This window comes from Noviherbaspirillum sp., from assembly GCF_035254865.1.
Classification (GTDB): Bacteria; Pseudomonadota; Gammaproteobacteria; order Burkholderiales; family Burkholderiaceae_D; genus Noviherbaspirillum.
On record NZ_DATFAF010000089.1, the window covers coordinates 73,282 to 87,777 of the forward strand.

Annotated in this window: 13 protein-coding genes; 12 read left to right on the forward strand and 1 reads right to left on the reverse strand. The window is 60.8% G+C overall.

The window, feature by feature from the left end; genetic code table 11:
- Position 1 precedes the first annotated feature (1 nt).
- The 11 genes from mraY to mscL all read left to right on the forward strand — a co-directional run bounded on the left by mraY (position 2) and on the right by mscL (position 11,960).
- Positions 2 to 1,171, forward strand: a complete 1,170-nt coding sequence (gene mraY / locus VJ651_RS22185; RefSeq protein WP_324109514.1) for a phospho-N-acetylmuramoyl-pentapeptide-transferase — start codon at positions 2 to 4, stop codon at positions 1,169 to 1,171.
- The gene (gene murD / locus VJ651_RS22190; protein ID WP_324109515.1) at positions 1,171 to 2,664 is read left to right on the forward strand and encodes a UDP-N-acetylmuramoyl-L-alanine--D-glutamate ligase; all 1,494 of its coding nucleotides are present in this window, start codon (positions 1,171 to 1,173) and stop codon (positions 2,662 to 2,664) included. Before mraY ends, murD begins: the two co-directional genes overlap by 1 nt.
- Positions 2,661 to 3,869: a putative lipid II flippase FtsW gene (gene ftsW, locus VJ651_RS22195; protein ID WP_136413211.1), complete on the forward strand. Its 1,209-nt coding sequence runs from the start codon at positions 2,661 to 2,663 to the stop codon at positions 3,867 to 3,869. The genes murD and ftsW overlap by 4 nt, the downstream gene beginning before the upstream one ends.
- Complete coding sequence (murG, locus tag VJ651_RS22200) at positions 3,866 to 4,942, forward strand: undecaprenyldiphospho-muramoylpentapeptide beta-N-acetylglucosaminyltransferase (RefSeq protein ID WP_324109516.1); 1,077 nt, start codon at positions 3,866 to 3,868, stop codon at positions 4,940 to 4,942. Before ftsW ends, murG begins: the two co-directional genes overlap by 4 nt.
- Positions 4,939 to 6,324: a UDP-N-acetylmuramate--L-alanine ligase gene (murC, locus tag VJ651_RS22205; protein ID WP_324109517.1), complete on the forward strand. Its 1,386-nt coding sequence runs from the start codon at positions 4,939 to 4,941 to the stop codon at positions 6,322 to 6,324. The genes murG and murC overlap by 4 nt, the downstream gene beginning before the upstream one ends.
- A 20-nt stretch (positions 6,325 to 6,344) precedes the next feature.
- Positions 6,345 to 7,331 carry a D-alanine--D-alanine ligase gene (locus tag VJ651_RS22210; RefSeq protein WP_324109518.1) on the forward strand — a complete coding sequence of 329 codons (987 nt, stop codon included), beginning with the start codon at positions 6,345 to 6,347 and terminating at the stop codon, positions 7,329 to 7,331.
- Positions 7,332 to 7,347: 16 nt separating this feature from the next.
- On the forward strand, positions 7,348 to 8,115 hold the full coding sequence (locus tag VJ651_RS22215; RefSeq protein ID WP_324109519.1) for a cell division protein FtsQ/DivIB: 768 nt from the start codon (positions 7,348 to 7,350) through the stop codon (positions 8,113 to 8,115).
- 9 nt (positions 8,116 to 8,124) lie between these two features.
- The gene (ftsA, locus tag VJ651_RS22220; RefSeq protein ID WP_136413206.1) at positions 8,125 to 9,357 is read left to right on the forward strand and encodes a cell division protein FtsA; all 1,233 of its coding nucleotides are present in this window, start codon (positions 8,125 to 8,127) and stop codon (positions 9,355 to 9,357) included.
- Between the two features lie 98 nt (positions 9,358 to 9,455).
- Entirely contained in the window at positions 9,456 to 10,640 is a 1,185-nt protein-coding gene (ftsZ, locus tag VJ651_RS22225; RefSeq protein ID WP_324109520.1) for a cell division protein FtsZ, read from the forward strand.
- A gap of 144 nt (positions 10,641 to 10,784) precedes the next feature.
- A complete protein-coding gene (locus VJ651_RS22230) occupies positions 10,785 to 11,291 on the forward strand; it encodes a peroxiredoxin (protein ID WP_324109521.1) in 507 nt (168 codons plus the stop codon).
- A 252-nt stretch (positions 11,292 to 11,543) separates the two neighbouring features.
- Complete coding sequence (gene mscL, locus VJ651_RS22235; protein ID WP_324109522.1) at positions 11,544 to 11,960, forward strand: large conductance mechanosensitive channel protein MscL; 417 nt, start codon at positions 11,544 to 11,546, stop codon at positions 11,958 to 11,960.
- A gap of 43 nt (positions 11,961 to 12,003) precedes the next feature.
- Here the strand turns inward: mscL and VJ651_RS22240 are convergent, their stop codons facing one another.
- Entirely contained in the window at positions 12,004 to 12,765 is a 762-nt protein-coding gene (locus VJ651_RS22240) for a DeoR/GlpR family DNA-binding transcription regulator (protein WP_324109523.1), read from the reverse strand.
- Between the two features lie 140 nt (positions 12,766 to 12,905).
- Here VJ651_RS22240 and glpD point away from each other — a divergent pair, with 140 nt between their 5' ends.
- Positions 12,906 to 14,462 (forward strand): glycerol-3-phosphate dehydrogenase, encoded by a 1,557-nt coding sequence (glpD, locus tag VJ651_RS22245; RefSeq protein ID WP_324109524.1) that lies wholly within the window; start codon positions 12,906 to 12,908, stop codon positions 14,460 to 14,462.
- The last annotated feature ends 34 nt before the right edge of the window (positions 14,463 to 14,496 follow it).

Genomic DNA, 14,496 nt, shown 5'->3' on the forward strand with positions numbered 1-14,496 from the left:
CATGCTGCTCTGGCTAGCACAATATTTTCAACAAGACCTCGGCCCGCTGCGGGTCTTCAACTTCATTACCTTCCGAGCGGTGTTCGCCACACTGACGGCGCTGGCGATCGGCCTGCTCGCAGGTCCGGCGATGATTCGCATGCTGACCCGCCTGAAGGTCGGGCAAGCAGTGCGTACCGACGGCCCGCAAACGCACCTGATCAAATCCGGCACGCCGACCATGGGCGGCGCCCTGATCCTGCTCGCGATCGGCATTTCGACCCTTCTTTGGTCCGACTGGAGCAACCGTTTCGTGTGGGTGGTGCTGGTCGTGACGCTCGGCTACGGCGCCATCGGCTGGGTCGATGACTACCGCAAGGTGGTGTACAAGAACCCGGAGGGCATGTCCTCGAAGGAGAAGTATTTCTGGCAGTCGCTGATCGGCATCGTTGCGGCGATCTATCTGGCGTTCTCCGTTTCTGCGCCGACCAACACCAAGGTCTGGCAGCTGTTCCTCGCGTGGGTGCAGTCCGGCTTCAACCTCGACCTGCCGCCGAAAGCCGACTTGATTGTCCCCTTCTTCAAGACCATCAGCTATCCGCTGGGCGTATGGGGCTTCATGGCGCTGACCTACTTCGTGATCGTCGGCACCAGTAACGCGGTCAATCTGACGGACGGCCTCGACGGCCTGGCGATCATGCCGACCGTGATGGTCGGTTCCGCACTCGGCCTGATTGCATACCTGACGGGCAGCGCGGTGTATGCGAAATATCTGTTCATTCCGCATATTCCCGGCGCGGCCGAATTGCTGATCTTCTGCGGCGCGATGTCCGGCGCGGGCTTGGCCTTCCTCTGGTATAACGCGCATCCCGCGCAGGTCTTCATGGGCGACGTCGGCGCACTGGCGCTGGGCGGAGCGCTTGGCACCGTCGCCGTGATCGTGCGGCAGGAAATCGTGCTGTTCATCATGGGCGGCATCTTCGTGGTGGAGACGCTGTCGGTGATGATGCAGGTCGCTTATTTCAAGTACACGAAAAAACGCTACGGCGTCGGCCGCCGCATCCTGCTGATGGCGCCGCTGCATCACCATTTTGAACAAAAGGGCTGGAAAGAAACGAAAGTCGTGGTGCGCTTCTGGATCATCACGATGATGCTGGTCTTGTTCGGCCTCTCGACCTTGAAACTGCGCTGATGGACTACCAAGGCAAACACGTACTCGTACTCGGACTGGGCGAATCCGGTCTGGCGATGGCGCAATGGCTCGCGCGCAGCGGCGCGACACTGCGCGTCGCTGACACGCGCCCGGAGCCGGAACGCCTGCCGGCGTTGCGCGAGGCCGTGCCGGAGGTGGAATTCGTCAGCGGCCCGTTCACCGCTGGCCTGCTGGATGGTATCGACTTCGTTGCTGTCAGCCCGGGACTTGCACCCGGTCGGGAACTGGCCGAGATCGCGCCGGCAGCGCAGGAAAAGAATATCCCCTTGTGGGGCGAGATCGAATTGTTCGCGCAGGCGCTCGCCGCACTCCGTACGGAACGCGAATACGCACCGAAAGTGATTGCGATCACCGGCACCAACGGCAAGACCACCGTCACCAGCCTGACCGGCCTACTTTGCCGCCGCGCCGGCCTGAAAACGCAAGTCGCCGGCAATATCAGCCCGGCCGCACTCGATGTGCTGCGCGCGGCGCTGGATGCCGACGATCTGCCGCAGGTTTGGGTGCTCGAGCTGTCGAGCTTCCAGTTGCATACCACCTACAGCTTGCTGGCGGATGTCGCGACCGTGCTCAATGTTACACAGGATCATCTCGACTGGCATGGCGACATGGACGCCTATGCGGCGGACAAGGCGCGCATCTTTGGCAGCCAAACCATTCGCTTGCTCAACCGCGACGACCCGCGCGTGATGCACATGGCATCGCCGCTTGCCACCAACATCAGTTTCGGCGCGGACGAACCCGACCGTCCGGAGTGTTTCGGCCTGGTCGAGGACAACGGCATGCAGTGGCTATCCACGGCGATTGCGTCGGAAGATGGCGAAAAACGCCGCCGCAAGAAAGACAGCGTCGAACTGCCCATCATCCTCAATCGCCTGATGCCGGCTGATGCGCTCAAGATCCGCGGGCAGCATAACGCAGTCAATGCGCTCGCGGCGCTGGCTCTGTGCCGTGCGATCGGGCTGCCCTTGGCGCCGCTCCTGCATGGCTTGCGCGACTATCGCGGCGAACCGCACCGGGTTGAACTGATTGCCAACGTCGGCGGCGTCGATTATTACGATGACAGCAAGGGAACCAACGTCGGCGCCACTGTCGCCGCGCTGAATGGACTCGGCTTGTCGCAGGGCGGATCGGGGCGCCTGGTCCTGATCGCCGGCGGTGACGGCAAAGGCCAGGATTTTGCACCATTGGCGGAACCCATTGCCAAATATGTGCGCGCCGTGCTGCTGATCGGCAAGGATGCGCAAGCCATCCGAAGCGCAGCCGCGCAAACGGGCGCGGATCTGATCGATTGCGAGACCTTGGAAGGCGCAGTGCAAAAGGCATCCGTGCTGGCACAAACCGGCGATGCGGTGCTGCTTTCGCCGGCCTGCGCCAGCCTGGACATGTTCAGGAATTACGCACACCGCGCGCAGGTGTTTGTCGATGCGGTACGTGAAGTGGCGTTGTCGCGGGGCGAGGTGCTCTCATGAAATTTGCGATGCCATCCTTTTCGTCTCCGTCCGCGCAGGCGCCGCTGCCCGGCGTCGTGCAGCGCTCGAAGATGATGGAGTACGACCAGCCGCTGGTGTGGGTGGTCGTGCTTCTGATGCTGTTCGGGATGGTGATGGTGTACTCCGCGTCGATTTCGCTGCCCGATTCGCCGAAATACGCGAGCTACAAGAATTCGCATTTCCTGGTCAGGCAGGCAAGCTTCATTGCGATTTCCATGCTGGCCGGCTTGCTCACGTTCCGCGTGCGAGTCGAGACTTGGCAGCGCCTTGCTCCTTACCTGTTTGTGGGGACGCTCGCACTGCTCGTGCTGGTGCTGATTCCCGGCATCGGCAAAGGCGTCAACGGCGCCAAGCGCTGGCTGCCGTTCAAGGTGTTCAACCTGCAGCCATCGGAACTGATGAAGCTGTTTGTCGTGCTGTATGCGGCCAACTACACGGTGCGCAAGCAGGAGGTGATGCACAAGCTGACCAAAGGATTCATGCCGATGACGGTGGCGATCGGGTTTGTCGGTCTGTTGCTGCTGCTGGAGCCGGATCTCGGCGCATTCGGTGTGATCGTCTGCATTGCGATGGGCATCTTGTTCCTGGGCGGGATCAACGGCATCTGGTTCGGCGGCATCGGCGCGACACTGGTCGGTATTTTCAGTTTGGTGATCGTGTTGTCACCCTGGCGGCGCGAGCGGATTTTCGCGTACCTGAATCCGTGGACGGAAGAGAATGCATTGGGCAAGGCTTACCAGCTTTCCCATTCGCTGATCGCATTCGGTCGCGGCGAGTTGTTCGGCGTGGGACTCGGCGGCAGCGTGGAAAAACTGCATTACCTGCCCGAAGCGCACACCGACTTCCTGCTGGCAGTCATTGGCGAAGAACTTGGTTTCGTGGGCGTGCTGGTGGTTGTGATGCTGTTTTACTGGATCGTCAAGCGCGCGTTTGAAATCGGCCGGCAGGCGATTGCGATGGACCTGACCTTCGCAGGTCTGGCGGCAAAGGGAATTGGAATCTGGATTGGCGTACAGGCGTTTATTAACATGGGTGTGAATCTCGGCTTGCTGCCGACCAAGGGTTTGACTTTGCCGCTGATGAGTTATGGTGGCTCCGGCGTACTGATCAATTGCATCGGGCTCGCCATCCTGCTGCGCATCGACTACGAGAATCGTGTCCTGATGCGGGGAGGGCGCATATGAAACGCCTTCTGATCATGGCAGCGGGGACTGGCGGTCATATTTTCCCCGGTCTGGCGATCGCACAAACGATGCAGGCGCGCGGCTGGCAGGTTTCCTGGCTTGGCACCATGCACGGCATGGAGCGCGACATCGTTCCGAAGCACAGGATCGAGATGGATTCGATCGACTTCGCCGGCGTGCGCGGCAAGGGACTCGCACATACCGTGCGCGGCCTGTTCAAACTGGCCGGCGCGTTTGCATCGTGCTTCAACATCATCGGACGCCGCAAGCCGGATGTGGTCCTTGGCATGGGCGGTTACGTGACTGTTCCCGGCGGCATGATGGCGAAGCTGCGCGGTGTTCCGCTGGCGCTGGTCAATGCCGATGCAGCCTTGCTGCTGTCGAACAAGACGCTCACGCCAATGGCCAAACGCGTGTTGTTCGGATTTCCCGCCGACTTCGGCGCTGCCGCGAGCAAGGCGATGGTGACCGGGAATCCGGTGCGCAAGGAAATCATGGACGTGCCGCTGCCCGCCCAACGCTTTACCGGTCGCACCGGCCCGTTGCGCTTGCTGGTGGTGGGCGGAAGCTTGGGCGCAAAAGTGCTCAACGAGTGTCTGCCGGCGGCTCTCGCTCGAATTCCCGTCGACGCCAGGCCGATTGTCACCCATCAATCGGGCAAGCAGCACATCGACGCTCTGCGCAGCGCCTATGCGAACGCGCAGGTGCAAGCGGAAGTGGTGGATTTCATCGACGACATGCCGCGCCGTTACGCGGAAGCGGACCTGGTGATCTGCCGCGCGGGCGCGATCACCGTATCGGAACTGACGGCGGCGGGCGTCGCCAGCGTGCTGGTACCCCTGGTGGCCTCGACCACCTCGCATCAGCGCGACAACGCGCAATGGATGGCGAGCCAGAAGGCGGCGATTCACTTGCCGCAAACCGAATTGAACCCGGAGCGCTTGTCGCAACTGCTGCAATCGCTTCCGCGTGATGCATGCAAGACGATGGCAGAGGCGGCGCATGCCATAGGCAGGCGCCAGGCGAACGAAACGATCGCAAATGTACTGGAAGAATTAGCCACACAAGCATGAAACATAAAGTCAAAAACATTCACTTCGTCGGCATCGGCGGCTCAGGGATGAGCGGCATTGCGGAGGTGTTGCTGAACCTGGGATACACCGTATCCGGATCGGACCTGGGCAGCAATGCAGCCACCCAGCGTCTGTCGGAACTGGGTGCGAAGGTGAGCCTGGGTCACGCAGCGGAAAACATCGAGCATGCCGACGCGATCGTGACCTCCACCGCCGTCAAGGGCGACAACCCCGAAGTGGTCGCGGGACGAGCCAAACGCATTCCGATCGTGCCGCGTGCTGTCATGCTGGCCGAATTGATGCGCCTGAAGCAGGGCATTGCGATTGCCGGCACCCATGGCAAGACCACTACCACCAGCCTGGTTGCCAGCGTGCTGGCCGAGGGCGGCCTGGACCCAACCTTCGTGATTGGCGGCCGCCTGAACAGCGCTGGCGCCAACGCCAAGCTGGGCGCCGGCGACTTCATCGTTGCCGAAGCGGACGAGTCCGACGCCTCTTTCCTGAACCTGTCGCCCTGCATCGAAGTCATCACCAACATCGATGCCGACCACATGGAGACCTACGACCACAGCTTCGCGAAGCTGAAGCAGGCCTTCGTCGAATTCACGCAGCGCCTTCCGTTCTACGGCGTCGTGATGCTGTGCATCGACGACCCCAACGTGCGCGAAATCATGCCCTTCATCGCTAAGCCTATCCTCACCTATGGCTTTCATGAAGATGCGCAGGTCAGGGCAATCGACGCGAAAGCGGTTGACACCCACATGGAATTCACCGTGATCCAGGACGGCTACCCGCCGCTGGTCGTCCGTTTGAACCAGCCCGGCATGCACAATGTGCAGAATGCCTGCGCGGCCATCGCCATTGCACGCGAGGTCGGCGTGAAGGATGTCGCCACACAGAAGGCCTTGCGCGAGTTCAACGGCGTTGGACGCCGCTTTACGCGCTACGGCGAGATCAAGCTGCCGGCAGGCGGCGCGTTCACGCTGGTCGACGACTACGGCCACCACCCGGTGGAAATGGCTGCGACACTGGGCGCCGCGCGCGGTGCCTTCCCGGGTCGCCGCATCGTGCTGGCTTTCCAGCCGCACCGTTACACGCGTACGCGCGACCTGTTCGAGGACTTCGTGAAAGTCATGTCCTCGGTGGACGCGCTGGTGCTGGCAGACGTCTACCCGGCGGGTGAACAGCCGATCGTCGCCGCGGACGGTCGGGCGCTGGCACACGCGCTGCGCGTGCTGGGCAAGGTGGAACCGATATTTGTGGAAGACATCGCCGACATGCCGGCGACGATCATGAACATGGCAAAAGATGGCGATGTGGTGATCACCATGGGCGCCGGTTCGATCAGCGGCGTGCCCGGCAAACTGGCTCAGGGAATCTGAGCATTGAAGCAGGATCAATCATGAGTGCAACGGATTTGAAGAAAGAATTTGGAAAAGTCGGCGTGCTGTACGGCGGTCGCTCCGCCGAGCGCGAGGTGTCGCTGATGTCGGGGCAGGGCGTGTTGAAGGCGCTGCAGAGCAAGGGTGTCGATGCGCACGGCTTCGACCCGGCGGAACGCAGCCTGGCGGAACTGGTAGCGGAGAAATTCGACCGCGTGTTCATCGCGCTGCACGGGCGTTACGGTGAAGACGGCACGCTGCAGGGCGCGCTGGAGCAATTGGGCATTCCCTACACCGGGTCCGGCGTCATGGCGTCGTCCATCGGCATGGACAAGGTGATGACCAAGCGCATCTGGTTGAGCCACAGCCTGCCGACGCCGCGCTTCATCGTGCTGGACTCGAAGAACGCCAATAACGAGGAGTTGCGCAAGGTGCCGGACGAGCTCGGACTGCCGCTGATGCTGAAGGCGCCGCACGAAGGTTCCACCATCGGCATCAGCAAGGTGGCCGGCTATTCCGACATGCAGGAAGCCTTTGCGCACTGCGCGAAATACGACGACGTGGTGCTTGCCGAGGAGTTTGTGAGCGGACGTGAACTGACGGTGCCGGTGCTCGGCAAAGGCCGCAACGCGCGCGCCTTGCCGATTGTCGAGATCCGCGCGCCGCAGGGCAATTACGACTACCAGAACAAGTATTTCAGCGACGACACGCAGTACCTGTGCCCGGCGCCGCTCGATGAAGAGTTGACCAAGCGTATCCAGTCGATCGCCGTACGCGCCTTCAATGCGCTCGGCAGCGCGGGTTGGGCGCGTGTCGATTTCATGCTGCGCGCAGCCGACAACGAGCCGTTTCTCCTGGAGATCAATACCTCTCCGGGAATGACCGGACACTCCCTGGTGCCGATGTCGGCCAAGGCAGCGCGAATCAGCTACGAGGACTTGTGCGTGGAGATTCTGCGTTGCGCGGACCTGGAACTGAAACCGTCGAAAGACTGGCACCCGACCTGAGGATAGATAGACGACCATGTGGCACGACGTCCGAATGCTCAACGCAACCACCAACGCCCTGCTGGGCCTGTTGGTGTTGAGCCTGGTCGCGTCCGGCTTGTGGTGGGTGGCGCAGCGGCCGATGTTTACGCTGAAGACAATTCGCATCGAAGGTGTCGGCGAAATCCACCTTCGCCACGTTAATCCGTCGACAGTACGAACAACGGCAATACCGCGCATCAAGGGCAATTTTTTCACCGCCAATCTGGATGCGGTGCGCCAGGCCTTCGAGGCGGTGCCCTGGGTGCGCAAGGCGACCGTGCGGCGCGAATGGCCGAACAAGCTGATCGTGACGATCGACGAGCACGAGGCGCTGGGAACCTGGGGTGAAGACGGCCGGCTGGTATCGGTGAAGGGCGACGTGTTTACCGCCAACCTGGCCGAGGCCGAGGAAGACGGTGAACTGGCGGAATTCGCTGGCCCGGAGGGAAGCGAAAAGGAAGTGGTGGCGCGCTATCGCGAACTGCAGGACTGGTTCAAGGCGATCAGCCTGGCGCCGGACGCGGTACAGCTGTCCGGTCGTTATGCGTGGACTGTGCGCCTCAACAACGGCATGGTGGTGGAACTCGGGCGGGAACAGAGCAAGACGACATTGAAGGACCGCGTCGATCGACTGATTGCGATTTATCCGCAGTTGGTAATGCGATTGCAGAACAAGATTGAAAGTGTGGACATGCGTTATCCGAACGGCTTGGCATTGAAAGCCCAAGGACTAGCGTTCGGCGTGAACGGCAGGAAAAAGTAAGCAGACAATATGACAAAAGACGCGAAAAATCTGATCGTCGGCCTCGACATCGGCACTTCCAAGGTGGTGGCGGTGGTTGCCGAGGTCATGCCTAACGGGAGGCATGAGGTCATCGGGCTGGGGCAGCACGAGTCCAAGGGGCTGAAGAAGGGGGTCGTGGTCAACATCGAAGCGACGGTCGAATCGATCCAGCGCGCGCTGGAAGAAGCCGAGCTGATGGCCGACTGCAAGATCAAGAACGTCTATACCGGCATCGCCGGCAGCCATATCCGCAGCTTCAATTCGAGCGGCATGGTGGCGATCAAGGACAAGGAAGTGACGGCCGCTGACGTGGCGCGCGTCATCGAGACGGCGAAGGCGGTTAACATCCCGACCGACCAACAGTTGCTGCATACCGTCCCGCAGGAATTCATCGTCGACAGCCAGGAAGACGTGCGCGAGCCGATCGGCATGAGCGGCATCCGCCTCGAAGTGAAGGTGCATATCGTCACCGGCGCGGTCTCGGCAGTGCAGAACATCGTCAAATGCGTGCGCCGCTGCGGCCTGGAAGTCTCCGACCTGATCCTGCAGCCGATGGCGTCGGCCGATGCAGTGCTCACGCCTGACGAAAAGGAACTTGGCGTCGTGCTGATCGACATCGGCGGCGGAACGACCGACGTCGCGATCTTCACCGAAGGCGCGATTCGCCACACGGCGGTGATCCCGATCGCGGGCGACCAGATCACGAACGACATCGCGATGGCGGTGCGCACGCCGACGGCAGAAGCCGAAGAAATCAAGTTGCGCTATGGCGTCGCCAAGCAGGTGCTGGCCGACCCGAACGAGACGCTGGAAGTGCCGGGCCTCGGCGACCGTGGCCCGCGCACCTTGTCGCGTCAGGCGCTGGCCGCGGTGATCGAGCCGCGTGTGGAGGAACTGTTCGCGCTGGTGCATCAAGTGGTGCGTGAATCGGGCTACGAAGAAGTCTTGTCGTCGGGGCTGGTGCTGACCGGCGGCTCCGCAATGATGCCGGGCATGGTGGAACTGGCGGAAGACATCTTCCTGAAGCCGGCCCGCCTCGGCGTGCCGGAGTACAGCGGACAGCTCGCCGACGTCGTACGCAGTCCGCGGTATTCGACTGTATTGGGTTTGTTATTGGAAGCGAAGAAGCAGTATTTGCGCGGCCATATCGTCACTCGCCAGGATGGTTCGGTGAAGGCGGTCTGGCAACGCATGAAAGAGTGGTTTTTGGGGAATTTTTAATAGTAATAATCTTTTGTATTAACAGCAGTTTGCAGTTGCTAGTCGCCACACCGCGTGGTGATTAACGACTGAAAACTGCATCATCTAAGGGAGTCATCATGGAAATCGATATGATTGATAATGCAAATCTGGGGACGGTGATCAAGGTTGTCGGCGTTGGCGGAGCAGGGGGAAATGCGGTTCAGCACATGATCAACAAAGGCGTGTCTGGCGTTGAATTCATCGCAGCCAACACCGATGCGCAGGCACTCGCACAGTCGAAGGCGGACAACGTCATCCAGATCGGCGAGTCCGGTCTGGGTGCCGGCATGAAGCCGGACGTCGGCCGCAAGCTGGCCGAAGACTCGCGTTCACGCATCGAGGATGCGCTGCGCGGCGCTCACATGGTTTTCATCGCTGCCGGCATGGGCGGCGGTACCGGCACCGGCGCGGCGCCGATCGTCGCGCAAGTGGCCAAGGAACTCGGTGCGCTGACCGTGGCGGTCGTTTCCAAGCCTTTCTCCTACGAAGGCGCGAAGTGCATGGAAATCGCCGACGAAGGCCTGGAAGCCTTGAGCGCGCATGTCGACTCCCTGATCGTGATCCTGAACGAAAAGCTCGAAGAGATCTACGAAGACGACAGCATGATCGAATGGCTGCAGCATGCCGACGACGTGCTGAACAATGCAGTGGCCGGTATTGCCGAAATCATCAACGTACCTGGCCATATCAACGTCGACTTCAATGACGTCAAGACCATCATGGGCGAGCAGGGCAAGGCGATGATGGGTACGGCGACGGCTTCCGGTGTCGATCGTGCACGCATTGCTGCGGAGCAGGCAGTCGCATCGCCGCTGCTGGACGGCATCGATCTGTCCGGCGCGCGTGGCGTGCTGGTCAATGTGACGGCAAGCCGCAGCCTGAAGGGCAAGGAAATCAAGGAAGTCATGGCCACCGTGCGTGCATTTGCGGCACCGGATGCATCGATTGCACAGGGTATCGCCTACGACGACGCCATGGGCGACGACATTCGCGTCACCGTGGTCGCAACCGGCCTGGGCCGTGCCCGCAAGAACGTGCAGCTGGTGCAGACACCGGTCCTGCGCACCGGCACGCACAATGAGCCGATCATGCAGCACACCGGCTTCAACGGCGGAGCCGCGCCGCAAGCGCCGGCATTCGAGAATCTCAGCAAGCCGGCCGTGTGGCGTCGCGAATCCGCGTCGGAAACTGTGCGTGCGCTGGAAAAGAATGGCATGGAAACCTACGACATCCCGGCATTCCTGCGCAAGCAGGCTGACTGAGGCTTTTCCTTGCCTTGCAGCACGGCCGGGTGGGCGCGCTGCAAGAATGGCAAGAACAAGGCATACTGCGGTTTGTACGCCGCGCCCCACGGCGCGGCGTTTTTATTGGCACTCACAAACCTATAAAGTAAAAAGGACACCATCATGACCATCAAGATCGGCGATCGCCTGCCTGAAGGCACTCTCCAGGAGTTCATCGAAGTTGCATCGGAAGGCTGTTCCCTCGGCCCCAACGCATTCAAGGTCAGCGATCTGACCAAGGGCAAGAAGATCGCGATCTTCGGATTGCCCGGTGCCTTCACGCCGACCTGCTCGGCCCAGCATGTGCCGGGTTATGTCGCGCTCGCCGACAAATTCAAGGCCAAGGGCGTCGATGAAATCTGGTGCGTGTCGGTCAACGATGCATTCGTGATGGGCGCCTGGGGCCGCGACCAGAAAGCGACCGGCGTGGTGCGCATGATGGCCGACGGCAGCGCCATGTTCACCAAGGCGCTCGGCCTGGAATTCGACCTGACGGCGAAGGGCATGGGCGTGCGCTCGCAACGTTATTCGATGCTGGTCGATGATGGTGTCGTGAAGCAGCTGAATGTCGAACAGCCGGGCAAGTTCGAAGTATCGAACGCTGAGACCCTGCTCGGGCAACTTGGCTGATCGACGCAGGCAGAAGAAAAATGCGGCGCTCCGGCGCCGTATTTTTTATGTGGACTCGACCGCATGACGGCAGTCGGCCGCCTGTCTCCGGCGTGCGAATCTATCCCAGGTCAAGAGATGGCCGGAATGGTAAATTTATCTCGCGCAGTCTGCTTGAAGCGCGCCGCCCGGAATCCACATCTTGTACTATGCTAAACAGGCAACATCAGCGCCGCCTGGGTTTTCGTTTTCCTTACGTTGAAAGGTCGAGTAATGAGCATGCTGAGCGAATTCAAGGAATTTGCCCTCAAGGGTAATGTGATGGACCTGGCGGTCGGTGTCATCATCGGTGCCGCGTTCGGGAAAATCGTCGATTCCCTGGTCGGCGACATCATTATGCCGGTGGTAGGCAAGGTGTCGGGTGGCCTCGACTTCAGCAATTACTTCATCCCGCTTTCGGGGCAAACAGCAACGACGCTGGTCGAGGCAAAAAAGGCGGGCGCTGTGCTCGCATATGGAAGCTTTATCACCGTTGCGCTGAACTTTGTCATCCTGGCCTTCATCATTTTCCTGATGGTCAAGCAGATGAATCGTCTCAAGCGGGAAACGCCCGCTGCTCCTCCCGCGCCTGCTGCACCGCCGGAAGAGGTTGTTCTCTTGCGCGAGATCCGCGACAGCCTGAAACGATAAGTGATACGTCGTCCATCGTTTCCTGTTCGAGGCGCTGCTTCGTTCAGGGAGCGACCACGACCTTGACGTGCGCTTCCTTCAAGGCTTTGGACAGTGCTTCCGGCGGCCGCGCGTCGGTAAAGAGGACATCGATCTGCGACACATGCGCCATGCGCACCAGCGCCTGTCGGCCGAACTTGTCGTGATCGGCGACCAGCCAGACTTCCCGTGACTGCTCAATGATGGCTTGCGCGACCTTGACTTCGCGCGGGTCGAAGTCACGCAGGGTTCCATCCGGCTCGATGCTGGAAATCCCGATGATGCCGATGTCGACCTTGAACTGGCGGATGAAGTCGATCGTTGCCTCGCCGATGATGCCGCGATCCCGCCCGCGCACGACACCGCCGGCCACAATTACCTCGGAATGCGGATTGTCGGCAAGAATCGCGGCCACGTTCAGGTTATTGGTCACCACATGCAGGCCGCGATGATGGGAGAGTGCGCGCGCCACTTCCTCCGTCGTCGTACCGATATTGATCAATAATGAACAGCCCGACGGCACCTGTGCCGCGACCGCCTTGGCGATACGCCGCTTGGACTCGCTGTTCAAGACCTGGCGCTGGCTGTAGTCGATATTTTCAACCGAAGACGGCAGGCCGACGCCGCCGTGATAGCGCGCCAGCAGCTTTGCTTCTTCCATTTGCTTGACGTCGCGGCGCACCGTCTGCGGCGTCACATCCAGTTGCTGCGCCAACTCTTCCACAGACATCGTGACGTGTTGCCGAACCACCTCAAGCAGTCGGCGCTGCCGTGGATTAAGCGTCATCGCTCCCTCCCTTTCGATCTCAAAATAATTCAAAACGAAACTAAACGAACAAAAATTCTAAAAATATTGTTGAATTCATTTCGAATGCTGTCGTATTGTTATTGCTTGTCTTCATTCAAGCATTCATTTTCGGGTATTCGATGAAACACGGCCAGAAAAAAATCGACTGCGATCTGCTCATCGTCGGCGGCGGCATCAATGGGGCGGGGATCGCGCGCGACGCAGCGGGACGAGACCTCTCGGTAGTGCTGTGCGAAAAGGACGATCTGGCCGCCCATACCTCCTCGGCTTCCTCCAAACTGATCCACGGCGGATTGCGCTATCTCGAACATTATGAATTCGGACTGGTGCGCAAAGCGCTGATCGAGCGCGAAGTATTGCTGCGCGCGGCACCGCATATCATGTCGCCATTGCGCTTCGTTCTGCCCCACGACAAGGGGCAGCGACCGGGATGGATGATCTGTGCGGGCCTGTTCCTGTACGACAGCCTTGCCAGGCGCGAGCTGCTGCCCGGTTCTCGCGGCGTTGACTTGCGCCGGCATGCGGCCGGCAAACCGTTGAAGCCGGAATTCACGCGCGGTTTCGTCTATTCCGACGGCTGGGTCGACGACGCGCGTCTTGTTGTATTGAACGCGGTCGATGCGTCCGAACGAGGAGCCAGGATCCTGACGCGTACGCGATGCGAATCCGCGCGGCGCCGAGGCGATCGCTGGATTGCCGAACTACGTACCGATGCGGGCGAAGCGATCTCTGTCAATGCGCGCTGTCTGGTCAACGCGGCCGGTCCCTGGGCCGCCCACTTCCTGCAGACGGCCGTGCATCGTCCTGCCGCAAAATCGCTCCGCCTGATCAAGGGCAGCCACATCGTCGTTCGACGGGTATTCGATCATCCGTACGCCTATATCTTCCAGCACCCCGACGGACGCATTGTGTTCGCCATCCCTTTCCAGCAGGACTTCACGCTGATCGGAACCACCGATATCGAATATCACGGCGACCCGGGCGAGGTCGCGATCGACGATGGCGAAATCTTCTACTTGTGCGACCTCGCCAGCCGCTATTTTCGCAAGAAGATCGTTCCCACTGACGTGGTGTGCGCCTATTCCGGCGTGCGCCCCTTGGTCGAGGACGAATCGTCCGATGCATCCGCTGTCACTCGTGATTACCGTCTTGAACTCGACGGGGACGGGGCGCCGATGCTGTCGGTATTCGGAGGCAAGATCACCACTTTTCGCAAGCTCGCGGAAGAAGCTGTGGACTTGCTCGCGGCATCGCTGCCAACGCGGAAGGGGGCCTGGACAGCCGATGCCTGCCTGCCGGGCGGCGACCTGTTCGGAGCAAGGCCGGACCAGCGTTCGGTGCTTGAATTCGAAGCCTACGCGGGCCAGTTGCAGCAGAAATTCGCATGGCTGCCGCCGGCCCTGGTTGCCCGCTACGCTCGTGCTTACGGCACGCGTACCCATGTGCTGCTGTCCGGTTGTCGAAGGATGGGCGACATGGGTGACGAAATCGCGCCCGGCCTCTTTGAAGTGGAAGTCGACTATTTGATGCGGCGCGAATGGGCCGTCAATGCGGAAGACATATTGTGGCGTCGTTCCAAACTGGGCTTGCGTCTACCGGTCGGGGCCGCGGCGAAGCTCGATGCATGGATGCGGGTGAGAACGTCGGCTGCACAGGCACGGTGGCTGCGCGCATAGGAAGCAGGCTTGCGCGCGGCGCGCTGCGCATTGG